Source organism: Tessaracoccus flavus, assembly GCF_001997295.1.
Taxonomy (GTDB): Bacteria; Actinomycetota; Actinomycetes; order Propionibacteriales; family Propionibacteriaceae; genus Arachnia; species Arachnia flava.
The window spans coordinates 2,787,533-2,812,232 of sequence record NZ_CP019605.1 but is presented as its reverse complement, the minus strand read 5'-3'; the positions used below and the strand labels follow the sequence as shown (position 1 = coordinate 2,812,232).

Annotated in this window: 19 protein-coding genes and 4 pseudogenes; 7 read left to right on the top strand and 16 right to left on the bottom strand. The window is 68.7% G+C overall.

Annotated features, from left to right (window positions below):
* Nucleotides 1-151: 151 nt before the first annotated feature.
* Entirely contained in the window at nucleotides 152-1,351 is a 1,200-nt protein-coding gene (locus RPIT_RS12910) for an MFS transporter (RefSeq protein ID WP_077343822.1), read from the top strand.
* Here RPIT_RS12910 and RPIT_RS12905 read toward each other — a convergent pair.
* From RPIT_RS12905 to arsD, 9 genes and pseudogenes are all read right to left on the bottom strand, one after another.
* Nucleotides 1,341-1,949, bottom strand: coding sequence for a pentapeptide repeat-containing protein (locus RPIT_RS12905; protein ID WP_162274561.1), 609 nt, complete (start codon nucleotides 1,947-1,949; stop codon nucleotides 1,341-1,343). The genes RPIT_RS12910 and RPIT_RS12905 overlap by 11 nt on opposite strands.
* A complete protein-coding gene (locus RPIT_RS12900) occupies nucleotides 1,946-2,545 on the bottom strand; it encodes an HAD-IA family hydrolase (RefSeq protein ID WP_077343820.1) in 600 nt (199 codons plus the stop codon). Before RPIT_RS12900 ends, RPIT_RS12905 begins: the two co-directional genes overlap by 4 nt.
* Before the next feature lie 77 nt (nucleotides 2,546-2,622).
* Nucleotides 2,623-3,525, bottom strand: a complete 903-nt coding sequence (locus tag RPIT_RS12895; protein WP_077343819.1) for an HhH-GPD family protein — start codon at nucleotides 3,523-3,525, stop codon at nucleotides 2,623-2,625.
* The gene (locus RPIT_RS12890) at nucleotides 3,522-4,013 is read right to left on the bottom strand and encodes a DUF6553 family protein (RefSeq protein WP_077343818.1); all 492 of its coding nucleotides are present in this window, start codon (nucleotides 4,011-4,013) and stop codon (nucleotides 3,522-3,524) included. The genes RPIT_RS12895 and RPIT_RS12890 overlap by 4 nt, the downstream gene beginning before the upstream one ends.
* A gap of 252 nt (nucleotides 4,014-4,265) precedes the next feature.
* A pseudogene (locus RPIT_RS15830) lies at nucleotides 4,266-4,616 on the bottom strand (arsenate-mycothiol transferase ArsC); the annotation flags it as partial.
* Nucleotides 4,617-4,718: 102 nt separating this feature from the next.
* Nucleotides 4,719-5,108 (bottom strand): annotated as a pseudogene (locus RPIT_RS15825) (arsenate reductase ArsC); the annotation flags it as partial.
* A gap of 11 nt (nucleotides 5,109-5,119) precedes the next feature.
* Nucleotides 5,120-5,737 (bottom strand): arsenate reductase/protein-tyrosine-phosphatase family protein, encoded by a 618-nt coding sequence (locus RPIT_RS12880; protein WP_077343816.1) that lies wholly within the window; start codon nucleotides 5,735-5,737, stop codon nucleotides 5,120-5,122.
* Nucleotides 5,738-5,754: 17 nt separating this feature from the next.
* Nucleotides 5,755-7,512, bottom strand: a complete 1,758-nt coding sequence (arsA, locus tag RPIT_RS12875; protein ID WP_077343815.1) for an arsenical pump-driving ATPase — start codon at nucleotides 7,510-7,512, stop codon at nucleotides 5,755-5,757.
* A complete protein-coding gene (arsD, locus tag RPIT_RS12870; RefSeq protein ID WP_077343814.1) occupies nucleotides 7,512-7,946 on the bottom strand; it encodes an arsenite efflux transporter metallochaperone ArsD in 435 nt (144 codons plus the stop codon). The genes arsA and arsD overlap by 1 nt, the downstream gene beginning before the upstream one ends.
* Before the next feature lie 82 nt (nucleotides 7,947-8,028).
* Here arsD and RPIT_RS12865 point away from each other — a divergent pair, with 82 nt between their 5' ends.
* A complete protein-coding gene (locus RPIT_RS12865) occupies nucleotides 8,029-8,400 on the top strand; it encodes an ArsR/SmtB family transcription factor (RefSeq protein ID WP_077344331.1) in 372 nt (123 codons plus the stop codon).
* Nucleotides 8,401-8,924: 524 nt separating this feature from the next.
* Here RPIT_RS12865 and dnaB read toward each other — a convergent pair.
* The gene (dnaB, locus tag RPIT_RS12860) at nucleotides 8,925-10,277 is read right to left on the bottom strand and encodes a replicative DNA helicase (protein ID WP_077343813.1); all 1,353 of its coding nucleotides are present in this window, start codon (nucleotides 10,275-10,277) and stop codon (nucleotides 8,925-8,927) included.
* A gap of 536 nt (nucleotides 10,278-10,813) precedes the next feature.
* Between dnaB and RPIT_RS12855 the strand changes: the two genes are divergently transcribed.
* The 4 genes from RPIT_RS12855 (at nucleotide 10,814) to fumC (ending at nucleotide 15,209) form a co-directional block, all read left to right on the top strand.
* Nucleotides 10,814-11,122: a metal-sensitive transcriptional regulator gene (locus RPIT_RS12855; RefSeq protein WP_077343812.1), complete on the top strand. Its 309-nt coding sequence runs from the start codon at nucleotides 10,814-10,816 to the stop codon at nucleotides 11,120-11,122.
* 11 nt (nucleotides 11,123-11,133) lie between these two features.
* Complete coding sequence (locus tag RPIT_RS12850) at nucleotides 11,134-11,343, top strand: heavy-metal-associated domain-containing protein (RefSeq protein ID WP_077343811.1); 210 nt, start codon at nucleotides 11,134-11,136, stop codon at nucleotides 11,341-11,343.
* Nucleotides 11,344-11,447: 104 nt separating this feature from the next.
* On the top strand, nucleotides 11,448-13,637 hold the full coding sequence (locus tag RPIT_RS12845) for a heavy metal translocating P-type ATPase (RefSeq protein WP_077343810.1): 2,190 nt from the start codon (nucleotides 11,448-11,450) through the stop codon (nucleotides 13,635-13,637).
* A gap of 183 nt (nucleotides 13,638-13,820) precedes the next feature.
* A complete protein-coding gene (gene fumC, locus RPIT_RS12840; protein ID WP_077343809.1) occupies nucleotides 13,821-15,209 on the top strand; it encodes a class II fumarate hydratase in 1,389 nt (462 codons plus the stop codon).
* A gap of 350 nt (nucleotides 15,210-15,559) precedes the next feature.
* Here fumC and RPIT_RS12835 read toward each other — a convergent pair whose 3' ends face one another.
* The 5 genes and pseudogenes from RPIT_RS12835 to RPIT_RS12815 all read right to left on the bottom strand — a co-directional run bounded on the left by RPIT_RS12835 (nucleotide 15,560) and on the right by RPIT_RS12815 (nucleotide 22,960).
* The gene (locus RPIT_RS12835; RefSeq protein ID WP_077343808.1) at nucleotides 15,560-16,849 is read right to left on the bottom strand and encodes a glycosyltransferase; all 1,290 of its coding nucleotides are present in this window, start codon (nucleotides 16,847-16,849) and stop codon (nucleotides 15,560-15,562) included.
* Nucleotides 16,850-16,923: 74 nt separating this feature from the next.
* A pseudogene (gene cydC, locus RPIT_RS12830) lies at nucleotides 16,924-18,500 on the bottom strand (thiol reductant ABC exporter subunit CydC).
* A gap of 38 nt (nucleotides 18,501-18,538) precedes the next feature.
* Nucleotides 18,539-20,077, bottom strand: coding sequence for a thiol reductant ABC exporter subunit CydD (cydD, locus tag RPIT_RS12825; protein WP_237267878.1), 1,539 nt, complete (start codon nucleotides 20,075-20,077; stop codon nucleotides 18,539-18,541).
* Nucleotides 20,078-20,388: 311 nt separating this feature from the next.
* Nucleotides 20,389-21,462, bottom strand: a complete 1,074-nt coding sequence (gene cydB / locus RPIT_RS12820; RefSeq protein WP_077343806.1) for a cytochrome d ubiquinol oxidase subunit II — start codon at nucleotides 21,460-21,462, stop codon at nucleotides 20,389-20,391.
* 16 nt (nucleotides 21,463-21,478) lie between these two features.
* Nucleotides 21,479-22,960, bottom strand: coding sequence for a cytochrome ubiquinol oxidase subunit I (locus RPIT_RS12815; RefSeq protein ID WP_077343805.1), 1,482 nt, complete (start codon nucleotides 22,958-22,960; stop codon nucleotides 21,479-21,481).
* Between the two features lie 79 nt (nucleotides 22,961-23,039).
* On the opposite strand from RPIT_RS12815, the gene RPIT_RS12810 reads away from it, so the two are divergent.
* Nucleotides 23,040-23,393 carry a BlaI/MecI/CopY family transcriptional regulator gene (locus RPIT_RS12810; protein WP_162274560.1) on the top strand — a complete coding sequence of 118 codons (354 nt, stop codon included), beginning with the start codon at nucleotides 23,040-23,042 and terminating at the stop codon, nucleotides 23,391-23,393.
* 340 nt (nucleotides 23,394-23,733) lie between these two features.
* Here RPIT_RS12810 and RPIT_RS12805 read toward each other — a convergent pair.
* Nucleotides 23,734-24,575 (bottom strand): annotated as a pseudogene (locus RPIT_RS12805) (PPK2 family polyphosphate kinase); the annotation flags it as partial.
* Nucleotides 24,576-24,700 lie beyond the last annotated feature (125 nt).

The following is a 24,700-nucleotide window of genomic DNA, read 5'->3' as shown; positions in this document are numbered from 1 at the left end:
GGCCCCCCGGCGTTGTGCCGGGGGGCCCGCGCCATTTCTGGCCTGATGGATGAACGCGACGACGTCGTCTTGCGCGTCGCGACGCTCGGCTACGAGCGTCGAGCCGCCCCCGCCCTCGGACCCACGACGGCGACCCCTAAGCTTGCTCGCCATGCGATGGTTGGCCCTGGTCGGGGGCGTGTTGGTTCAGGTCGTCATCGGCGGCGTCTACGCGTGGAGCCTGTTCGGGCGCGCGTTACAGCCCGAACTGACGGCGGTGCAGGCAGCCGTGCCCTTCGAGGTGGCCATCGGCATGATCTTCGTCGGCGCCTCCATCGGCGGGAGGCTGCAGGACCGCTCCAGCCCCCGGGTCGTCGCGCTGCTGGGCGTCCTGCTCTACGCCGCCGGCATCCTCCTGGCCTCCCTCGCCACCAGCCCGGAGAGGTTCTGGGTGCTGGTCGTCGGCTACGGCGTCATCGGCGGGTTCGGACTTGGGATGGCCTACATCGTGCCCGTCGCGCTGCTGCAGAAGTGGTTCCCGCGGCACAGCGCCGTGGTCACCGGGCTCGCCGTCGGCGGGTTCGGGTTCGGCGCCACCGTCACGTCGCCGGCCGCCCAGTACCTCATCGGTCTCAGCCCTGAGTCGCCTGCGCTGGCCTTCAGGCCGCTCGGGCTCGCCTACCTGGTGGTCGGCGCGCTGGCAGCCGCGATGCTCGTCAGCCCGCCAGCAACCGCCGCCCGCGAGGGTGCGTCGTCGGACTTCACGCCCCGGGAGGCGCTGGGGACCCGCCAGTGGTATCTGCTGACCGCGATCCTCACCGTCGCTGTGGCGGCCGGCATCTCGCTCATCTCGATGATGGCAGGCGCTGCGGTCGACGTCGGTGGTCTCGACGCTGCGGGTGCGGCGGCCGCCGTCGGCGTGTTGGCTCTGTTCAACGGCGCGGGACGGATCGGCTGGGCGGCGCTGGCCCAGCGGGTGGGCCGGTTGAAAGTGCTCGGCGCGATCCTCGCGCTGGAGGGTCTGGCGCTGGTCGCCCTGCCCCACGCCACCGGCTTCGCGTTCCTGGCGCTGGCCGCCGTCGTCTACCTCTGTTACGGGGGTGCGTTCGGGACGCTGCCGTCGACCGCCGGGGCCTTCTTCGGCCTCACGCATGCCGGCGCCATCTACGGGCTGATGCTTGTGGGCTGGAGCCTCGCGGGCGTCGCGGGTCCGCTGGTGTCGTCGGCGCTGGTGGCGGGAGCGGGCGGCTACACGGTGGCGTTCACCGTCATGGGGCTGCTGGCATTGGCCGGAGTGCTGCTCCCGGCCGTCACCCGTCCGCCTCGCCGAACGAACTTGGACGCTGACCAAGTACCGACCGCTACTCCCTGACCTCAATCCCGAACGCGCGCAGCAGCTGCGCGCCGCCGTCGGGGGTGACCCGGAGCCCGGCGACCTTCGCCTCGCGTGGGTCGAAGTAGTAGTTGTACGACGAGATGAGGCTCACTCCGCGCAGGTCGGCCCCGACGAACCGGGCTTTGGCGAGGTTGCAGTGCTCGAACGACGTTGCGGCCAAGACGGCATCGGAGAAGTCGGCCTCGCTGAGGTCGCAGTCGATGAACGACCATCTGCGCAGCGTGCTGCCGACGAAGCTGGAGTACGTGAGCTTGCAGCCTTCGAAGGTCAGCGGCGCCACGGACAGGGTCCCGGCGATCACCGACGTCCACGCCACGGACAGCGCCCGGCAGCCCTTCAAGACACAATCGGCGAAGCTCGTCCCAGGCAGCTTGGTCTGAGAGAGCGAGCACGAGTCGAACCGGCAGTCGATGAAGTCGCAGTTGCGTAGCACCGCCTCATCCAGCACGCACCCGGTGAAGGTGCATCCCTCGAAGACCACTCCGCGCAGCTCGTCGCGGGGTTCGAGGCGGCCGGTGATGGTCTCGCCGGCCAGGTAGTCGGTCCCGTCGTCGCGGATGTCGGAGATGTTCACTGCAGCACGCCCAGCTCCTGCAGCCAGGCGCGCGTATCGGCGTCGTCCGCCCAGAGGTGGGCATGCCATCCGACGGCCAGTGCGCCGTCGACGTTGGGGTGGCGGTCGTCGATGAACGCGATCTGATCGGCGTCGAGCCCGAGCTCATGCTGCACCTGGCGGAAGCAGGCAGGTTCAGGCTTGGAGTAGCCCATGGGTGCGGAGATGAAGAGACGGTCGATGTCGGCGCGCCACGCGGAGTGCTCCGCTGCGGCGGCGATCGCGTGCGGCGCGTTGGACAAGACGGCGACGGTGCGGCCGGCCGCGCGGGTGTCGCGCAGGAGGGCGTGCGCCTCGGGGCGTACCTGGATCCACAGCTCGGAGTCGAGGCGTGCCATCTCGGCGATGTCGTCGTCCGTGGGGGTGAGCCCCAGCGTCCGCAGCAAGGGACCCCAGTACTCGGCGTCCGAGGCGCCGTCGTCGTAGGCGGGGCGATCGGCCCAGTAGTTGGCCTCGTAGTCGGCTGCGCTGACCCCGAGCCGGTCGGCGGCGTCGACGTAGAGGTTGGGGGGCGAGGCGAGGACCTGCCCGAGGTCGAACACAACTGCACGGATCATGTCTCGATCCTAGGCAACGGGTGTCTGGGTGGTCGCGGAGGCCGACATCCCGTGACTCCCGCGGGATCGGTCCGGGTTCAGGGAAGGGCGAGACCGCCGTCGACGCGTACTGCCAGCCCATCGCGCGCGAGGGATTCGGCGCAGGAGGCGAGTTGGTCCTGGTCGGGCCAGGCGACGTCGGCCAGGCTCACTGGTCCCGACGACGCCCGCAGCGCCGCCATGATGCGACCGCGGCACTGGCGATCGGTGCCCTCCCACGGTTGGGCGGTGCGCTCGGGTCCTGACCAGGCCGGGTAGCCACCGGCGCGCCAGGCGCAACGATCGGCGATGGGGCACTGATCGCAGCGGGGATTCTTGGCGGTGCACACCAGTGCCCCCAGCTCCATGGCTGACGCCGACCACAGCGCCGCCTCAGCGTCGTCCTCGGGGACGAACTGCCAGGCCCGCGTCCGCTCCGCCGCGGTCTCGTGGCGGTGTGGGAACTCGACCCCGCCGTCGGCGCGTGCCAGCACTCGGCGGACGTTGGTGTCGAGCACCAGCGAGCGGCGCCCGTAGGCGAACGCGACGACGGCGGCAGCTGTGTAGCGACCGACGCCGGGGAGCGCCAGCAGCCCCGCCTCGTCCTTCGGGAGGCCGCCGAGCTGGTCCACCGCGCGTGCCGTCTCCTGCAGGCGGAGCGCACGCCGTGGGTAGCCGAGCCGACCCCAGGCACGCAACACATCCGCGGTGGCGGCATCGGCCAGGGCGGCGGCCGTGGGCCAGCGCTCCATCCATTCCTCCCACAGCGGCGCTACCCTCGGCGCCGGCGTCTGCTGGCACATCACTTCGCTGACGAGCACTCCCCAGGGAGTCGTCTCCGCGCGGCGCCAGGGGAGATCGCGGGCGTTGGCGGCGAACCAGGTGGCCACGGGCGCGAACAGGCCATCGACGGCGACATCGGCCTCCGCGTGGGGTTGGCTCTCGGCGGTACGAGCAGTCACGTGAGCAGATGCCCGTAGCGAGCGCCCGTCTGCCCGAGGGCTGCTCGCAGCGCCTCCTCCGAGCCTGGGCCCAGCGCGTCTCTGTACCCACCGACCAGCGCGACCGGCAGCAGCTCGGCCCCGGACGGCTCCTGGCCGACGCCCAGCGCTGACAGCGCCCGGGCGGTCTCGTTGGCGATCTTGGCGCGGACGTCGTCGTCGGCGAGGCGCTTCATGCCGAACATGGTGGAGGTGTACTGGGGATCGGTCAGGCAGCTGGCCACATAGATGCGGGCTGCGTCTCGGAGTTCGACGGCGAAGGCGCCCGGGCCCGCGCTGTCGAGCGCAGCGGCCACGTCACCGCGGAAGAAGTGCTTGACCACCCGCCTGGCATCGGATCCTTGGCGCCCCGCGACCATCACCTCGACCCACAGGCCGACGAAGCGGTCGCCGTCGTCATTCTTGCCGTGGCGGGCCAGCCGGAGGGCCGGGTGCGGAGATTCGCTCATGGGCTTCAACTTACCTGGCGAGCGCTGCTGGCAGATCCCTGAGCAGTGACGAGCGCTTCGCGCGAGGCGCGTCCGTCGAATCGGTCCCTGATCAGTGACGAGCGCTTTGCGCGAGGAGCGTCCGTCGAAGGGTAGCGGCCTCGTGACCTGCCGCCGCCCCCGACCGGCAGGGCGGTGACCACAGTCGCGGGCGTTAACCCTTCGACAAGCTCAGGGAACAGGTCGACAAGCTCAGGGAACAGGTCGACAAGCTCAGCGAACCAGGTTCGGTGACTGGAGGTCGTCGAGGAGTGCCTTCACCCGGGCGGCGATGTCGTCTCGGACCAGGCGCATACGCTCCTCGCCCTCGATGCCGTCCTTGCTGGGCTCGACCGTGTCCCAGACCTCGATGGTGCCGCGCATCCCCTCAACCGGCTGGACGTCAGCCTCGGTGCCGATGACGACCACGCGATCCGCCCGACGCAGGACGTCGGGGTCGACGGGCTTGGGGCTTTCGCCGTCGAAGGTCGCGCCGAGCTCCTCGACCGAGCGCGCAGATTCCTCGTTGAGCTTCGACCCCGGGTGAGTGCCGGCCGAGTGGACCTCGACGGCGTCGCCGCCGAACCGGCGGGCCAACGCGGCGGCCATCTGGGACTTACCGCCGTTCTTCACGCACACGAAGAGCAGCGTGGGCTTAGGTGTCGGGAGTTCGACGGGCTCGACCCCCAGCTCCCCCAGGAGGGTCAGCACGCGGCGCTTGATCTCGTCGCGGATCGGCCGCACCGATGCCACTCCCTGCCCGGCCGGGTCCTCGAGGGTCCAGTCCAGGTACCGCTTGCCGGGGTAGTAGGGGCAGGTATCGCCGCATCCCATGGTGATGACGACGTCGGACGCGACGACCGCCTCGTCAGTGAGGATCTTCGGGGTCTCCGCGGAGATGTCGATGCCCTCCTCGAGTAGGGCGTCGCGGACGGCCGGGTTGATGGAGTCAGCCGGCGCCGATCCTGCAGAGCGCACCTCCACTGCGCCGCCCGACAGGTGGTGCGTGTAGGCCGCGCCCATCTGTGAGCGGCCGGCGTTGTGGACGCAGACGAAGAGTACGGAAGGTCGGGTCATGGCGGGGCCTCTCAGTTCAGGATTTCGCGGAGGAGGGTGGTCACCCTGGCTTGGATATCGTCGCGGATCTCGCGCACGACGTCGAGGGGTTGTCCGGCTGGGTCCCGGACCTCCCAGTCCTCGTAGCGCCTGCCGGGGAAGATCGGGCACGCGTCGCCGCATCCCATCGTCACGATGACGTCGGCGGCGTGGACCATGTCGTTCGACAGCGGCTTGGGGTAGGCAGTGTTGAGGGCGATGCCCCGTTCGCGCAGTGCCTCGACGACGACCGGGTTGATCTCGTCCACCGGCATCGAGCCGGCCGAGCGGACGTGGACGCGTCGGGCCGACAGATGTTCGGCCAGAGCCGCCGCCATCTGGGAGCGGCCCGCGTTGTGCACGCAGACGAAGAGCAGCTCGGGCACGTGCTTGACCACTCGGCCCTCAGCCTGGGCCCGCGCCATCAGTTGCTCGCGGGCGCGGCGCGCCACCAGCACGGGTAGGAAGTTCTGGACCGTTGCCCGGGAGCTCAGCAGCTCCCACGCCTCGGTGAAGGCGGATTCGATCTCGGCGTCGCCGAAGACGTCGCCGTAGGCGTAGGCGAGGTCTTCGATGAGCTGACGCTGGACGCTGTTGCGGTCGATGGCCATGAGGCGGGGCTTCCTGGTCAGATGGTGGCGGGCTCGGGGATGAGCGTGTGGAGGCCTCGCGAGCCGGTGGGCTCGTCAGGCAGGAGTGGGACGACGGCGACCCTGGCCGCCAGCCTGGACACCTCGGTGAGGTGGGGAGCCTCGGTCGCAGCTCTGGCCGAGAGCAGCGGCGACGACGTGCGGGCGGCCGCGATGGACTGATTGACCACCCAGGCATACGGCTCTATGCTCGCCCGCCGCAGTTCAGACTGAAGGTCCGCGGCCTCCTGCACCGGCGTCGCCTCGGGCAGGGTGACGATGACGATCCTGGTCAGCGCCGGATCCTGCAGGCGCATGAGCGGGGTCACGGGCCGCTGACCGGGGCCCATGCCCCGCACGATGTCGCGGTGGTAGGAACCGGTCGCGTCCATCAGCAGCAGAGTGTGCCCGGTGGGCGCGGTATCAACGACCACGAACTGTCTGCGCGCCTGGCTGACCAGGTGTGAGAACTCGCCGAAGACGGCCACCTCCTCGGTGCACGGGCTCATCAGGTCTTCGGCCAACTGTGCGCGCCCGGCGTCGTCGAGTCGTGCGCCCTTGGTCCGCATGACCTTGTCTCGGTAGGCCTGAATGGCGGCCTGCGGGTCGATGCGGGAGACGCTGAGGTGCTCGTCGGAGGCGCCTGCGAGCACGTCGTCGAGGTGTGCTGCCGGGTCGGTGGTGGACAGATGGACGGTCTTCCCGCGCTCCGCCAAGGCCAGCGCGACAGCGGCCGCCACGGTCGACTTCCCGACGCCGCCCTTGCCCATGCACATGATGAGGCCGTGGTCCTGCGCAGCCAGTTCGTCGATCAGTTCGGCCAGGCCGTTCGCCTCGACGGCGGTCGTGTCCCCGGTGGGTCTGACTGGCTGCGGGTGGGGATTGAGCAGTTCCCGAAGGCTGTCCACGCCGACGACGGCGTTGGGCCGCAAAGCCACCTCGGTGCGCGTGAGGCGCCCGAGGGAAGGGGGAAGTTGGCTGAGTGCCCGCTGTTCGCGCGCGTGGACCGCCGTGGCCAGGGGATCGTCGCCGGGGTCGCTAAGGAGGGCGTTGACCACTAGGTGTTGTTCAGTAATGCCCACGTGAGCCAGTTCGTCGGCGGTGCGCCCGGCCTCGACCAGTGTGGACGGCTGGGCGCGGGTCACGAGCACGAGCCGGGTCAGAGAGGGGTCCGAGAGGCGTGCCAGCGCCGAGGCGTAGGTGGCGCGGGTCTTGTCGAGGCCCGCCATCGGGCCGAGGCAGGAGGCGTCACCCTTGCCGTCGTCGAGGAAGCTCGTCCACTCGCCGGGCAGCTGAAGCAGGCGGATCGTGTGCCCTGTGGGGGCCGTGTCGAACACGACGTGTTCGTAGCCCGCGATGCGTGAATCATCGGCCAGGAGGCCGGTGAACTCGTTGAACGACGCCACCTCGGTGGTGCAGGACCCGGACAGCTGCTCAGCGATCGATGCAATCTCGGCTTCCGGGAGGAGGTTCCTCACGGGTCCGATGATGCGCTCGCGGTAGTCGTCGGCCGCCTGCTGGGGGTCGATCTCGATGCCGTCCAGGCCGGGGACCGCGCGGATCGCCGTGATGCGGTTGCCGATGGGCTGGCCGAAGACCTGGGCGACGTTGGACGCAGGATCGGTGGAGACGAGCAACACCCGGCGTCCCTCGTCGGCGAGGTGCGTCGCGGAGGCGCAGGCGAGCGACGTCTTGCCGACGCCACCCTTGCCGGTGAAGAAGAGGAAGCGGGGGAGGTCCCGGAGGAAGGAATACATCAGCAGCAGGCCGCCCGTGCAGCGGCGGACTCCGGCGCCCCGCCGCAGCAGCCGGTCGCCACTTCCGCGGTGTCGTCAGGGCCGGACCCGCAGCAACTTCCGGCGCTGGCCAGACCCAGGTCGCCCAGCTCGGGGCGCTCGGCGTAGCGGAGCAGTTCCGCGCGGCTGGGGTAGCGGCCGGCGGCGACCGTCACGTCGTCGACGAGCACCAGGGGAAGGCCGGGGGAGCCCGCGACCTGCAGGAAGTTCACGACCACCGGATTGGTTGCGAAGGCGGTGGGGTCATTGGCGAGGTTGTGCCGGGTGATGTCGACGCCGGCGCTGCGCAGGTGATCCAGGTCCGCGGTGAACCGCACGAGGCTCTCGTCCAGTTCGGGGCCGCATACACCGGTGTTGCAGCAGAGGGCCGGTTCGAAGACGTGGATCGCGGGCATGGAGCCTCCATATCGAGAAGTGTCGATGGACAGTCAACCCAGCGTATCGATGAATGTCAATGCGTCGGGTACCCTGTTCACCATGAGTTCAGCCGCCGGTCACCTGAGTGACGTGGACGACTGCTGCGCGGGAGCGGGCTGCGACCTGCTTGCGGCTCAGGAGGCGGACGCGCTGGCGTCGACCTTCAAGGCGCTCGCCGACCCGACGAGGGTGCGGTTGTTGCGGTATCTCGCGGAGTCCGCGGCTGGCACAGCCTGTGCATGCCATCTGCCGGATGCGCTCGGGATCAGCCAGCCGACGCTGTCCTTCCACATGAACAAGCTTCACGACGCCGGGCTCGTGGCCCGCGAGAAGCGTGGCCGGTGGGTCCACTGGACCGTCCGCCCGGAGTCCCTCGCCGCAGTGCGGGGTTTCCTTGAGCTCCCGGTCGGCGACCAGAAGTGCGGCTCCTAGCCGGTGCTCGTCTCCGAGAGCCCGGCTCCACCGGATCAGGCCCCTCGGTGGGCCCTTGTGGGGCGTCCGGGCTGCGGCCGCACTCGTGGCGGGGACCGTGCGGTCGCCGGCCGCTGGGCCCGACCGCCAACCAACAGAACCAAACGCCAAGAGGGAAGCGCCGACGCCAACGGGTAGACAGCAGCGCCAACGGTTATCTGGAAACGCCAACGGGTAGACAGCAACGCCAACGGTTATCTGGAAACGCCAACGGGTAGACAGAAACGCCAACGGTTAATTGGCAACGCCAACAGACAAGGCCAACCGCCGACAAGACTCAGCGACGCCCGCGAGATCTCGCGGGCGTCGCTGAGTCCTGCGGGCGTCTCGCGATATCCGTCGGCGTTGGCCGCTGTCCGTTGGCGTTTGAGGTCGTCGGCTGGCGTTGGGGGCAGTCGGTTGGCGTCGCGTGGTCCGCGTCGTCGACGTCGGTGCACCCATCCCGGGTGCGCTCCTCGGCCACCCCAGGGAGACCCGGGAGCGCGCTACATCGGGGCGTTGGTGAAGCGGCTGTAGTGGCCCTGGAAGAGGGCGTCGATGCGGCCGGTCTCGCCGTTGCGGTGCTTGGGGATGTGGAACGTGGCGAGGCCGCGCTCCTCGTCGGTGGGGTTCTGCGTGTACATCTCGGGGCGGTGCAGCATCAAGACGATGTCGGCGTCCTGCTCCAGCGAGCCTGACTCACGCAGGTCGGAGAGCTGGGGGATGCCGTCCTTGCGCTGCTCGGTGTTACGCGAGAGCTGCGACAACGCGATGACCGGGATCTCAAGCTCTTTGGCCAACAGCTTGATCTGGCGGGAGAACTCGGAGACCTCGAGCTGACGCGACTCCACCTTCTTGCCGGAGCTCATCAGCTGGATGTAGTCGATCGCCAGCAGCTGCAGGTCGTGACGCTGCTTGAGGCGGCGCGCCTTCGCGCGGATCTCCATCATCGTCAGGTTGGGGGAGTCGTCGATGAAGAAGTTCTTCTCGCCCAGGATCGCCGACTTATCGGTGACGCGCTGCCAGTCGCTCTCGTCCATCTTGCCGCCGCGGATCCGGCCGAGCGGTACTGAGGCCTCCGCCGAGAGGATCTTCATCACGATCTCGGTGCGGCTCATCTCGAGCGAGAAGAACGCCGTCGTCAGGTTGTGGTGGATCGCCGCGCTGCGGCACACGTCCAGCGCGAACGTGGACTTGCCGACGCCGGGGCGGGCGGCGACGATGACCATCTGGCCTGGGTGCAGGCCGTTGGTGATGCGGTCAAGTTCGGTGAAACCCGTAGGTACGCCCGACAGTGCATCGCCGGACGAGGCGATGGCCTCCATCTCGTCGAACGTGGGCTCGATCAGCTCCCGCAGAGACTTGTAGTCCTCAGCCGCGTTTCGGTCCGTGACCTCGAAGAGCGTCTGCTGGGCCTCGTCGACGATCTTGTCGACCTCGCCCTGGCCGGAGTAGCCGAGCTGGGCGATGCGGATGGAGGCGTTGACCAGCCGCCGCAGGATCGCCTTGTCTCGCACCAACTCGGCGTAGTAGATCGCGTTGGCCGCGATCGAGACGCTGGAGAGCAGGTCGTGGAGGTAGACGGCACCCCCGACCTTGCCCAGCTGCCCCGACTTCCCCAGTTCTCCGGCGACGGTGATGGGATCGGCAGGCTCGCCGCGGCCGTAGAGGTTGATGATCGCGTCAAAGATGGTTTCGTGGTTGGGTCGGTAGAAATCGACCCCGCGCAGGACTTCGACGACGTCGGAGATAGCGTCCTTCGACATCATCATCGCGCCGAGGACGCTCTGCTCGGCGGCCAGATCCTGAGGTGGCGTGCGGTCGAGGTCGCGGTCGTCGTAGACGGCTGCCTGTGTCATCTGCCCTCCCATCGTCTGCCAGGTCCCCACACATTAGGGCACCGCTCTGACACTCCCTGTGGAATGACTTGTGGGTGCGCTGTGGACGGTTGTGGATAACGTCCAGTGGTGATCCCCGCGGTTGTGGACGGCGGTGGGAGTTGAGCGTGAAACTTCCGTTATCAAATCGTTATATTCATGAAAGCTGAAGATCTCTCATGGATTTGTCCACAAAGAGACGGGGCGCGGCACTACGGAGGCAGGGCCCGTGCCGACGGCACCGTTCCCTGCGGCCGGTCATCGCCGGGTATCACGTTCTGGCAAGGGCTTTCACCGCGTGGTTACCCCCGGCGCATCGATCGGGCCGGGTGTGATATAGGCATGAGCGGTGGCGACCCGGCGCGCCAGGCCCGGTGATTATCCACAGGGGCTGTGCCTTGCTTGTGGATATCAAGGCTGAGAGACCCCACCCGCGGCGTGACCTGGGCCGGATGAGATGATGAAGGTACTTGGATTCAGTACCCCCAGGGGGTATTGTGGACGGCGAGGAGGGCGCAATGACCACAGCCGAAGTGCAATGCCATACGACGCATGGATACACACCGGAGAAGACGGCGTATCTTCGTCGCCTGAAGCTGATCGAGGGCCAGGTGCGCGGGATCGCGCGCATGGTCGAGGAGGATCAGTACTGCATCGACGTCCTCACCCAGGTGGCCGCCGCCACGAGCGCGCTCAAGGCGGTCTCTCTGGGTCTGCTCAACGACCACCTCGCGCACTGCGTGGCCGACGCGGCCCGTAAGGGCGGCCCGGAGGCCGATGAGAAGCTCGACGAAGCCATGCAGGCGATCAAGCGCCTGGTCAAGTGAGAGGGTCCACCATGATCACCAAGTACACCGTTTCCGGGATGACGTGCGGCAACTGCGTCTCCCACGTCACCGAAGAGGTCTCCGAGGTCGAGGGCGTCAAGAACGTCAACGTCACCCTCGAGGACGGCTCGATGCTCGTTGAGTCCGACGAGCGGGTCCCTTTCGACTCGATCATCGAGGCGGTCCGCGAGGCCGGCGACTATACCGTCGTCGAGGCCTGACCTTCCGCCGCCCACGGCGGCACACATACGCGCCCACCGGCGCCGCACGAACAACGGTTCGAACACGCCACCCGTGTGGGTCCGGCGCGCCCTGAGGAGGGCCAATGACCAATCAGATTCAACTCGACATTCAAGGCATGACCTGCGCCTCGTGCGCGGCCCGCATTGAGAAGAAGCTCAACAAGGTCGACGGCATCATCGCCACGGTCAACTACTCCACTGAGCGCGCGACGGTCGAGGCACCCGACGGGGTCGACCCTGCGATGCTCATCGAAGTGGTGGAGAAGACGGGCTACGGCGCCACGGTGCCCCAGCCGGAGGCGCCCAAGGCCGACGAGGCCGCCGAACTCAAGCCGCGCGTGCTCTGGTCGTTTGCGCTCAGCATCCCCGTCGTCCTCGTGTCCATGATTCCCGCGCTCCAGTTCCCCGGTTGGCAGTGGGCCGCGCTCGTGCTGTCGACGGTCGTGGTGCTCTGGCTGGGGCGAAGCTTCCACCGCGCCACGTGGACCAACCTGCGCCATGGCGCCACGACCATGGACACGCTCGTCACGCTCGGCACGCTGACCGCCTACGGCTGGTCGGTGTACGCGATGGTGTTCGGCCACGCCGGCATGATCGGCATGAAGCACGAGTTCGAGTTCAACCTCGGATCCCAGGACGCGCTCGGCTTCATCTACTTCGAGGCAGCCGTCACGATCATCTCCTTCCTGCTGCTCGGCCGCTACATCGAAGCGCGAGCCAAGACGGAGTCCGGTGCCGCCCTGCGGGCTCTGCTCGAGGTGGGGGCGAAGCAGGCGACGCTTCTGGTCGACGGCGACGAGCGCCGGGTGGACGCCAAGCAGCTGCGCGCCGGCGACCTCATCGTCGTCAGGCCCGGCGAGAAGGTGGCCGCCGACGGCGAGGTGGTCGAGGGGCGCTCCGCCGTCGACGCCTCCGTCATGACCGGCGAATCGCTCCCGGTGGAGGTCGAACCCGGCTCCGACGTCGTCGGCGGCTCGGTGAACACGACCGGCCGGCTCGTCGTGCGGGCCACCGCCGTCGGGGAGGCGTCGCAGCTTGCGCGGATCGCGCACATGGTCGAGGAGGCGCAGACCGGCAAGGCTGAGGTCCAGCGACTGGCGGACAAGGTCTCCGGCGTGTTCGTGCCGGTCGTGCTGGTCATCGCGGCTGTGACGCTGGTGGTGCACCTGGTCGTCGGCAACGGCACGACGGCGGCGCTTTCTGCAGCCATTTCCGTCCTCATCATCGCCTGCCCCTGCGCGCTCGGCCTGGCCACGCCGTCGGCGCTCATGGTGGGAACGGGGCGCGGCGCGCAGCTCGGCACTGTCATCCGCGGGCCTCAGGTGCTGGAGCGGGCGCGGCGCGTCCAGACCGTCGTGTTCGACAAGACCGGCACTCTCACCACGGGCCAGATGGCCGTGGCCGCTGTCCAGCCGGCCGACGGCGTCTCCGAGGCCGAACTGCTGGCCGTCGCGGCGGCGGTGGAGGCGGCGTCGGAGCATCCGATCGCCCAGGCCGTCGTGGCCGAGGTCGAGCGTCCGGCCCCGGTCGTCGACTTCCAGAACGTCCCCGGCCGCGGCGTGAAGGGTGTGGTCCACGGACGCACCATCTACGCCGGGTCACCCGCCTTCATGGCCGAGCTCGGGCATTCCGCGCCGCAGTGGGCGGGCGACCTCGTGGGCAGCGTCGTCGAGGTGGCGACGGAGGAGCGACTGCTGGGCCGCATCATCGTCGCGGACACCGTCAAGGACACCGCAGCGGCCGCCATCGCGCAGTTCAAGAGCCTTGGGATCACCCCGGTGCTCCTGAGCGGCGACAACGAGAAGACGGCGCGCGCCGTGGCCGCAGAGGTGGGCATCGACGACGTGCGCGCCGGGGTGACGCCCCAGGGCAAGGTTGAGGTCATCAAGGAGTTGCAGGCTGCTGGTCGGCAGGTGGCGATGGTGGGCGACGGCGTCAACGACGCGGCCGCGATCGCGCAGGCCGACCTCGGCATCGCCATGGGCACCGGCACCGACGCGGCCATCGCGGCCGGCGACATCACGCTCATGCGACACGACCTCGCCGCCGCCGTCGATGCGGTGCGGCTGTCGCGCGCAACGCTCAGCACCATCAAGCAGAACCTCGTGTGGGCGTTCGCCTACAACACGGCGGCCATCCCGCTGGCGGCGCTGGGGATGCTGACCCCGATGATCGCGGGCGCGGCGATGGCTTTCTCCAGTGTCTTCGTGGTGCTGAACAGTCTCCGGCTGAGGGGTTTCAGGTCCATCAACCACGGCAAGTCCGCGGGCTGATTTCACGTGGTTTCGATGGGTGAAAATTCCCGCTGAAACACGGCGTCAGCTTTGACCGGCGGTTACGTGCGCGTATGCTGGTGTCGCTCAGCGATGAGCCCCAAGATCGCCCGGCCCGCTGCCGCCCCCCCAAGGGCAGCGGGCCGGGCCCTTTTTGTCCCGGAAAGCGGTAGCGTCAGCCTCATGGACATGCGCATCGAAACTGACTCCTTCGGCGAGATCGAGGTCGCCGCCGACCGCTACTGGGGCGCTCAGACAGAGCGCTCGCTGCACAACTTCGACATCGGCCGCGACACCTTCGTGTGGGGGCGCGCGATGGTGCGGGCACTCGGCATCCTGAAGAAGGCCGCGGCCCAGGCGAACGGGGAGTTGGGGGAGCTGCCCGCCGACGTCGCCGACCTCATCGTGCAGGCCGCCGACGAGGTGATCGCGGGCAACCTCGACGACCACTTCCCGCTGGTGGTCTTCCAAACCGGCTCCGGCACGCAGTCGAACATGAACTCCAACGAGGTGATCTCCAACCGCGCCATCGAACTGGCCGGCGGCGAGATGGGCTCGAAGAAGCCCGTGCACCCCAACGACCACGTCAATCGTGGGCAGTCGTCGAACGACACCTTCCCCACGGCCATGCACATCGCGATCGTCAACGAGCTCAACGAGCGCCTCTACCCGGCCATCGCCAGGCTGCGCGAGGTCCTGGCCGCGAAGGCGGAGGAGTACGACGACGTCGTCATGGTGGGCCGCACCCACCTGCAGGATGCGACGCCGGTCCGCCTGGGCCAGGTGTTTGGCGGCTGGGTGGCGCAGCTGGACTTCGCGCTCGACGGGATCCGCTTCGCCGACGAGCGGGCGCGCGACCTCGCGATCGGCGGCACCGCCGTCGGCACCGGGCTCAACGCGCATCCTGACTTCGGCAAGCTCGCCGCCGAGAAGATCTCGGCCGAGACGGGGCTCGAGTTCCGCCAGGCCGACAACCTGTTCGCGGCGCTGAGCGCGCACGACTCACTGGTTGAGGTCAGCGGCTCCCTGCGGGTGTTGGCCGACGCCCTGATGAAGCTCGCGAACGACGTGCGCTGGTACGCCAGCGGTCCCCGCAACGGCATCGGCGAGTTGACGATCCCGGAGAACGAGCCGGGCAGCTCGATCATGCCGGGCAAGGTCAACCCGACGCAGTCGGAGGCGCTGACGATGGTCGTCGCACGGGTTCTGGGCAACGATGCCGCCGTCGGCTTCGCCGGCAGCCAGGGCAACTTCCAGCTCAACGTCTTCAAGCCCGTCATGGCACACGCCGTGCTGGAGTCCATCCGGTTGCTGGCCGACGGCGCCCGCTCGTTCACCGAGCACTGCGCGGTGGGGATCGAGCCGAACACGCAGCGGATCGAGGCCAATCTCCAATCGAACCTCATGCTGGTGACCGCACTCAACCGCCACATCGGCTACGACCTCGCGGCGAAGATCGCCAAGCAGGCGCACAAGGAGGGGACGTCGCTCAAGGAGTCGGCGCTCGCCAACGGCGTCAGCAGTGAGGACTTCGACCGCTGGGTGGTGCCGTCGGAGATGACCGGGCGCTGAGCCGTCGGCCCTCGGCGACGTCAACGCCAACGGTTCGACCGAAACGCCAACAGGTCTGGGGTAACGCCAACGGTTTCGCCGGTTCGCCAACGGTCTGACCGGAACGCCAACGGTGAGGAGCGTTCGCCGACCAGAATCAGCGACGCCCGCGAAATATCGCCAGCGTCCAGGGATCTCGTCGGCGTAGTCGTGGCGCCGTTGGCGTTTGGCGCTTTCTCGTTGGCGTTTCTCCCAGTCGGTTGGCGTTCCGGTCAGACCGTTGGCGTCAGGGTCCGACCGTTGGCGTTCGTCGTCGGCGGTTGGCGCCTGGAAGGGCGACAACGAGGCCTGGGCCACAGAGTGCGACGGCGTCAGAGCCCGACGGCGCGCTCGCCGGCAGGCCCGGCGGCAACCTCCGCGTAGAGCCGGAGAATCTCGTCGGCCTGGGAGCGGATGGTCCACTGCGACGCGAGTTCGATCGAGCGTGCCGAGGCGCGGGTGCGCCACTCGTCGTCTTCAAGTCGGGCGATCACCCGCATGATCCCCGCGGCGAGGGAGGCGGCGGTCGGCCGCGTGATCTCCCCGTTGACGCCCGGCTCGATGACGAGGCGCAGTTCGTGGTCGACGCTCACGATCGGCAGCCCGGCCAGGGCCGCCTCGTGCAGCACGAGCGCCTGGGTGTCGGTCTCGCTGGGGAAGGCGAACAGGTCTGCCATGCCGTAGTAGGCGCCCAGCTCGTCGCGCTTCTTCTCTCCGGTGAGGATGAATTTGCCCTGCGCGGCTCCCTCGGCCAGGACCTTGCGGATCCGGGGGTACCGCTGCCAGTCGCCGACGATCATCAGGCGGGCGTCAGGACGCTGGGCGTGCACCAGATGGAACGCCTCGGCCAGGAGGGGAATGCCCTTCTCCGGTGCGATGCGGCCGGCGTACAGCACCAGCGGCCCGGGCTCCCGGGTGAACGGCGGCGGGCCGGGGGGTAGCGGGTCCACTCCGTTCGGGACGACGAGGATGCTGGCCTCCGGGACGATCTCGCGGCACCGCGTAGCGGTCTTGGGCGACGGTGTGGTGACGAGGTCGGCGGAGCGCAGCATCTTCTCGCAGACGCCGAGCAGGGAGGCTGTTGATCGTCCGCGATCCTCGTAGCGGATCTCGGCCAACTTGAGGTCATTACGGTCCACCACCTCGCCCCGGGACCAGACGGCGAAGGCGCGGAGCACGCCCGTCAGCAGGGGCAGGACTGTGGAGTAGTGGTCGGCGTACGCGTCGAAGTCGGTGTGCCAGGTGAGGATGGTGGGGATGCCGAGGCGCCGTGCGGCCCAGATGCCGAGCAGCCCGACGGTGCCGAAGCCGTGCACGTGGATGACGTCGGGCTTGAGGGCGCCAAGCTTGTCGATCGTGCGGTCGAAGTGCCGACCGTTCGCCACCCGCGTTGGCATCTTCGGCACGCGGACCGACGGTAGCCGAAGCTCTGTCCGACCGGCTCTCCCGTGGTGCGGATTGGGGCCCTTGGCGGCGGGCGCGACGACGATGACTTCGTGCCCCGCGTCGAGCAGGTTGCCTTCGAGCTGCTGTACGGCGAACATCAGGCCGTTGCTGCCCGGCCCGTAGTTGTCGACGAATTGCGCCACTCTGAGCGGGCGGCGGTCAGCGGCGTGGGTCACGCGGCCACTCTACCGGTCACCGCCCCGGAACGGTCGGGCTCCGCACGCCCCCGTCGCCCCGGCTGCGTGAATCCTCACGCCGATACCGCACCGGCGCCCACACCCGAAAGGCGGACGACACGGGTGCACTGGGCGACGACGTCGGGGTCGTGGGTGATCACCAGCAGAGGCTGCCCGGCGAAGGCGCGCCAGACGTCGTCCATGAGTTGGTCGGCGGTCTCGCGGTCGAGGTGCTCCGTGGGTTCGTCGAGGATGATGAGGTCTCTGCTTCCGACGAGAAGCCGCGCCAGGGCAAGGCGACGGCGTTCTCCGCCGGAGAGCGACCCGCCGGATTCGCCGACCGCCCGGTCGAGGTCGATCGGCAACCCGGCCCGCGCCAAGGCGTCGGTGATCTCGTCGTCGGTCGCGTCTCTGCTGCCGACCCGGACGTTCTCCCGCACCGTCGTGGCGAAGATGTGGGCGTCCTGTTCGAGGTAGCCGACGCTGCCGCCGCGGTCCACCGTGCCCGCGAGCGGAGGAATGAGGCCCATGGCGGTGGCCGCCAGAGTGGTCTTCCCGACGCCGGAGGGGCCGACGAGCGCCACCCTCTCGCCCGGTTCGACGGCGAGCGTCAGGTCGGCGATCACCGGCTCATGGCCCGGCCATCCCAACGTCACCCCGCGCAAGCGCAGGCCGGGTGCGCCGTCGCCAGGCACAGCGTCGCCGGATCCGACGGGTTCGGCGTCCAACACTTCGGCGAGACGCCCCAGTGCCGAGCGGGCGCGCGTGTAGGTCTGGGCGGCCTGGGCGAACGTTCCCAGCACCTCGTGGAGAGCCAGCGGGGTGAGCACGAGCACGGCGAGGAACCGGGGGTCCAGGCGGCCGTCGGCGACGGCGTCCGTCCCGAAGTAGAGCGACGCCAGCACCGCGACCCCGGCCGCCAGCAACTGCCCTCCCGTGGCGAGCCCGCGCACCCAGGCGCCGCGGGACTCGATCCGCCGGAGCTCGTCGTCGACCGCTAGCAGCCGGTCGAGCTGGGCGCCATCGGCACCGTAGGCGACGAGGTCGGTGGCTGTGCGCGACAGTTCGCGTACGCCGTCGGACAGTCGGCCGCGGGCGGGGGTGGCGGCGAGGTCCGCGTCGAGCGTGAGCCGCTGAGTCCACCACGGCAGGACGACGCCCGCCAGCACCGCGGTGACGAACAGGGCCAGCGCCGCGCGCCAGTCGAGGACGGCCAGGCCGATCGACGCCGCCGCCACCACGACGCTCGCGGAGACGAACGGGATGACCACCCGCACGACGAGGTCCTGGATGGCTACGACGTCGGAGACGACGCGGGTGAGCAGGTCGCCGCGTCGGCTCCCGATCAGCGTGGTGCGGCTCAGCTTGTCGTAGACCCGCACGCGCAGCGCCGTCTGCATGCGCAGCGCCACGTCGTGACCGACCAGCCGCTCGAGATAGCGGAAGACGCCCCGCGAGATCGCGAAGGCCCGGACGCCCACGGCGGCTGGTTGCAGGTAGAGCACGGGCGGGGCCAACGCTGCGAACGACAGCAGCCAGGCAGAGACCCCATGAGCGCCACCGATGAGCCCGACGCGAGGACCGCCAGCACGACGGCGAAGAGGAAGCGACGGCGGCCCTTCGGCACCGCGTCGAGCAGGTCGCGCGCCATGATCAGCGCAGGCCAGCGCCGGATTGCCCGCTCCCCGGTCATGCCGTCACCACCTCGACGACGTGGTCGGCCGCGGCGAGCACGGCGGGCCGGTGACTGACCACGAGTGCGCCGGCGCCCGTAGCGCGGACCGCTGCGATCACGCGGGCCTCGGTGTCGGCGTCGAGGCCGGCTGTGGGCTCGTCGAGGATGAGGAACCGCGCCCCGCCCACCCTGATGCGCACGAGCGCACGGGCGAGGGCGACGCGCCGTCGCTCGCCGGCGGACAGTCCCTCGCCGTCGTCGCCGACGTGCTTGTCGGGGCCGAAGTCGGCGCCGGCGTCAGCGAGCGCCCGGGAGATGTCGGCGGCAGCGGCTTCGGGATGCCCGAGCGCGACGTTGTCGGCGACGGTCCCGTTGAGCATCCCGGGCTCCTGGGCCACCCAGGCGACCTGCCGGCGCCAGTCGGTGAGATCCAGGCCAGCGAGATCCTCGCCGCCCACAGTCACGCGGCCGGATTCAGGCACGAGGAAGCCCATGGCGATCGCCAGGGCGGTCGACTTCCCGCCCCCGGAATGCCCGCTGAGCGCGACCACCGCGCCCGGCTCGACGGCGAGGCTCAGCCCGTCGACGGCGGGGGCGTCAGCGCCGGGGTACGTGTAGCGCACGTCCTCGAGCCGGAGGGCCCCTGCGGGCACGGGACCGGTGCCCCCGGGGGAGGGGGCTGCGTCGATCACCTCGAACGCGGCGTCGGCGGCGGCGACGCCGTCGGCGGAATCGTGGAAGTGAACGCCGACCTGCCGGACGGGCAGGAAAGCCTCCGGCGCCAGGATGAGGACGAAGAGGGCGGTGGTGAAGTCGACGTCGCCGTAAACGAGGCGGAAGCCGACCGTTACCGCCACGACCGCCACCGACAACGACGCCAGCAGTTCGAGGGCGAACGCGGACAGGAAGGAGATGTACAGGGTCTTCATCGTCGCTTCGCGGTACTGCCCTTCGTTGAGCTCGACCCCGTGGCGCTGGGCCCTGGCCCGAGCGAACGCCTGGAGGGTGGGCAGGCCCGCGATGAGGTCGCCGAAGTGCCGGGCCAGCCGGTCGGCCACCCCGAAGCTCTGCCGGGTGGCCTTTTCGGTCGTCCAGCCGATGAGGGCCATGAAGAGGGGGATGAGCGGGAGTGTGAACGCGATGATGAGGGCCGATTGCCAGTCGGTGAGCAGGATGGTGCCGCCCACGAGGAGGGGCACGGTCGCCGCCAGGCCGAGCTGGGGGAGGTACTTCGAGAAGTAGCCGTCGAGGGCGTCGAGGCCGGCGGTGACGGTGCGCACGAGCGACGCCGACGACGCGGCGCCGATCGGGGTCGCGAGCCGGGCGGCCAGCACGTCTCGCCGCAGCGTCGACTTCACCGCCGCCGCGCTGCGGTGGGCCAGGAGCGAGCCGAGCCAGGTCAGCGCCGCCCGCCCCGCGAACACCAGCGCCAGCATGAGGGCCGCCGTCTGCCAGCCGGGAGGGAATGATCGGGTCGCGAACGCCTCAGTGACCCAGTCGGCGATCAGCCGCGCCTGGGCGATGATGAGCGCCGCGGTGGCCAGCCCGACCACGACGGTGGCCAGGAGAAACCAGCGGGTGGCTCGTGCCCGCTGCAGCAGTCGGGGATGGATGGGGGCGGCCATTCATTCAGTGTTCCACAGCTGTTCCCTGCGCTTGTCGGTCGTGGCCCCTGAGCTTGTCGTCCGTGGTCCCTGAGCTTGTCGTCCGTGGTCCCTGAGCTTGTCGAAGGGTTACGGCCCCGGCTGTGGTCGCCGCCCTGTGGTTGGGGGCGGCGGTGGGCCACGACGCCGTTACCCTTCGACGGACGGGCTGCTCACTGGCCCTGCACAGGGACCGATTCGACGGACGCCCTGCTCAGGGATCAGGCGATCGGGGAGACCTCTTCGGGGATGTTCTTCAGGCTGATGCGCTTGCTGAACACCCAGTACGTCCACGACTGGTAGGCCAGCACGATCGGCACGAAGATGACCGCGGCCCACGTCATGATCGTCAGCGTCGTCGGGGACGAAGCGGCGGTGATGATGTTCAACCGCTCGGTCGCTGCGACGGTCTCGTCCTGGGCGAAGCCGAGGTTGCCGTAGATCTTGAGGAAGATCCCAACGAACAGCGTGACGACGGAGGCGCCGGTGAGGACGAAGCCCCAGCCGTCGCGGCCGCGCTTGATCATGACCGTGGCGGCGGCGATGGAGACGATCGACACCACGCCGACAGCCCACGCCAGCACGGCGAAATCACCAAACTCCGAGGTGGCCGGGTAGAAGAGGTTCTGCGAGATGACGAACACCGCGACCAGCGCGGTGGCCGCCCACCCGAACCTGGCCCCGAACGCCTCGGCGCGGTCATGGATGAGCCCCTTGGTCTTCAGCGCGATGAAGGCCGACCCGTGCACGAGGAACAGCACCACCAGCATGACGCCGCCCAGCAGGGCGAACGGTCCGAACAGGCCCCAGAACGAGCCGTCGAACAGCAGGCCGTCGTTCGGGAGGCCGACGACGAAGTTCGCGAACCCGATCCCGAAGACGAGCGCCGGGAGGAACGAGCCGACGATTGCGAACCAGTCGAGCATGGCGCGGTACCGGCTGCCGGGGTGCTTCGAGCGGTACTCGAAGGCCACGCCGCGCAGGATGAGCCCGATCAGCACCAGCAGCAGCGGCAGGTAGAGCCCCGAGAACAGCGTCGAGTACCAGCCGGGGAAAGCGGCGAACATGGCGCCGCCGGCGGTGATCAGCCACACCTCGTTGCCGTCCCAGACCGGCCCGATCGTGTTGACGACGACGCGTCGCTCACGGTCGTTCTTACCCAGGACGGGGATCAGCATGCCGACGCCGAAGTCGAACCCTTCGAGGAAGAAGAAGCCGGTCCACAGGACGGCGATGAGCAGGAACCAGACCAGCGGGAGGGTCGGCACCGAAACGGTTTCCAGAAGATGAATCATGTTTCTTGTCCCCTGATCAGTACGCGAACGTCATCGGAGCGTCGGGATCAGTCTGCAGTTCGACCGGCGCGACGTCGGGCAGACCGGCCTTCGCGTACTTGAGGAACAACCACACCTCGATGACGGCGAGAGCGCCGTACAGCAGCGTGTAGACGATCATCGAGAACAGCACGGTGCCCGCGGAGACAGTCGGCGAGACACCCGCGGCCGTCGGCATGACACCGGCCACCACCCAGGGCTGACGGCCCATCTCGGTGAAGATCCAGCCGAAGGAGTTGGCGAACAGCGGCAGCAGCGGCATCGCGAACATGCCGACGGTCCACAGCAGTCCGGGCTTCGGCAGGCGGTCCTTCCGCACGACCCACAGCGTGAACGCGGCCAGCGCGATGCCCGCAAACCCGAGGCCGATCATGAGCCGGAAGGTCCAGTAGGAGATTGCCACGTTGGGCATGGGGTCGACGTCGTAGTTGGCGGCCAGCGTCTCGGCGAACTCCTCCTGGAGCTGGGTCTGCGACCCGTCGAAGCGCTTGAAGCCCTCAGCGTTGTACTCGTCGCGGAGGTTGTTGATGCCCTTGACCTCGTCGTGGCCGGACATGAGCGACAGCAGCCCGGGGATTCTGAGCTCGAGGATGGGTTCGGTGCCCTCGCGGTTGCCGATGGTGAAGATCGAGAAGCTGGCGTTCTGTTCGGTGTAGAACAGGCCCTCCGCGGCGGCCATCTTCATGGGCTGCACTTCGGTCATGATCTTCGACTGCTGGTCCCCGGAGATGACCGTGACAACGGACGCCGCCAGCAGCACCCAGGCGCCGAACTTCGTGGCGAAGCGGTAGGCCTGCTCGTCGCCCGGCTTGGCCTCGCCGTCGCGGTTGATCTTCGCCAGGTGCCAGCCGCCGATGGCCGCGACCAGGCCGCCGGCCACCATGTAGGCGCCGGACAGCACGTGCGGCACGGTGACGAGCAGCACGGGGTTGGTGAGGACCTCGAGGAAGCCCTCGATGCCCGCGATCTCCGCGCGGCCGTTGTTGAACGTCGTGCCGACGGGGTTCTGCATCCAGGAGTTGGCAGCAAGGATGAACACGGCCGACAGCATCGTGCCGAACGCGGCCATGTAGATCGTGAGCAGGTGGATCTTCTTCGGGAGCTTGTCCCACCCGAAGATCCACAGTCCGATGAAGGTGGACTCGAGGAAGAACGCAAGCAACGCTTCGAGGGCGAGCGGGGCCCCGAACACGTCCCCGACGAAGCGGGAGTATTCGGACCAGTTCATGCCGAACTGGAACTCCTGCACGATGCCGGTGACGACGCCGAGCGCGAAGTTGATGAGGAAGAGTTTTCCGAAGAATTTCGTCAGGCGGAGGTAGGCGTCCTTACCCGTCCGCACCCACATTGTCTGCATGATCGCGACCAGCATCGACATTGCGATAGTGATCGGCACGAAGAGGAAGTGGTAAACGGTGGTGATCCCAAACTGCCACCGCGCCAGCGTCACTTGGTCCATGTAGCAACGCTACTACCCGGTGTCGGAATTCCGTAATCAAGTGGACCGAGGCGACGCTGCGGCCTCTATGCTGGGGCGCATGCCGTCACGAGGAGAGCTGGAACAGCGGGTCATGGAACTGCTGTGGGCTTCCGCGTCCCCGAAGACGGTGGCAGAGGTGCACCAGATGCTCTCCGAGGAGCGCGAACTCGCGTACACGACGGTGATGACGGTCCTCGACCGGCTCGCGAAGAAGAACCTCGTCAAGCGTGAGCTTGTGGCCAGGGCGTGGCAGTACGTGCCGCGGCATTCGCAGGCCGAGGTGGTGACCCGCGAGATGTCGATGATTCTCGACGGCCTCGCGCCGGAGGTGCGAGTCGAGGCTCTGCGGCGGCTGTCGTCGAGGCTGCAGAACGAAGAACGGGCCGCGATGTGCGGCCCGTCCGACGGCTGAACTACTTCTTCTTCTTCTTTTTCTTCTTGTCCTTTTTCTTGGACTTCTTTTTCTTACTCTTCTTCTTCGGCTGCTCGTCCTCGCCGGCGACGTCGGGCACAAGCTCCGGGGCCACCTCAGTCAGGAGGCCTCGCTTGTGCTCGAGGGTTGCTGCCAGGTCGGCGGCCAACTCCTGGCGCTTCGCCTCGATCTCCGCCAGGGCGGCGTCGATGACGCTTTGATCCTGTTCCTCGTGGCGGAGCAGCGCCGCGGCGCGTCGCACCGCGAGGCTGGTGTCGTTGGCCTCGGTGACGATGGCCTCCGTGTCGGCCAACGATTCGGCGAGCGCCTCGGGCGACATGGCCCTGGCGAGCCGACGCCGCTGGGTCTCCGGCTGCCAGCGCGGCTTCGGCCAGTGCAGGTCGAAGTCGACCAGTGTGCGGGTGAGGATCTCCGTGACAGCCAGCCGCGAGTACCACTTGCGGTCCGAGGGCAGGACGTACCAGGGGGCATGATCGGTCGACGTGAGCCGGAACACGTCGGCGTAGGCGGCCTGGAAGGCGTCCCACTTCGAGCGGGTGTCAAGATCACCGGTGGAGTACTTCCACCGCTTGTCAGGGCGGTCGATTCGTTCCATGAGCCGTAGGGACTGTTCGTCCTTGGAGACCATCATGGCGAACTTCAGGATCGTGTAGCCCTCGTCGACGAGGTTCTTCTCCCATTCGTTGATCTCGTCGTAGCGCTTCTCCCAGACGTCGCGCTCGACCAACTCGTCCACCCGCACCACGAGCACGTCCTCGTAGTGGGAACGGTCGAACAGGCCGATCTTGCCGACGGACGGAAGGGCCTTCTCGATGCGCCACAGGTAGTGGTGCTCGCGCTCCTCCTCGGTGGGGACGCCGAAGCTGTGCATCTCGACGCCCTGGGGATCGACGAGCCCCATCACGTGGCGGGCGATCCCACCCTTCCCGGCGGTGTCGAGGCCCTGCACGACGATAAGGATCCGCTTGTCCCCGCCCGCCCGGCCGTGGGCGTAGAGGCGCTCCTGCAGTTCGTTGAGCAGGTCGGCGCGGCCGGCCATGGCCTCCTTCGCCGCGGCCTTGTCTCCGCTCCAACCCGGGGTGCCCCGCCGGTCGAAGGAGGCGAGGTCGAAGTCGGGGCCGACGCGCAGCGCGTCGCGTGGGTCTTGGGTCCAGAAGTCAGTCATGGGGCTCCAATCGACGGTTGACCCCCCATTTTGTCAGCCACCGCCGGTGGCCGTTGGTGTTTCCGCGGGTCCGGGGTGGGGAGGGGTGAGTTGAGCAAGTGAGATGGGTCAACGCCGCGAC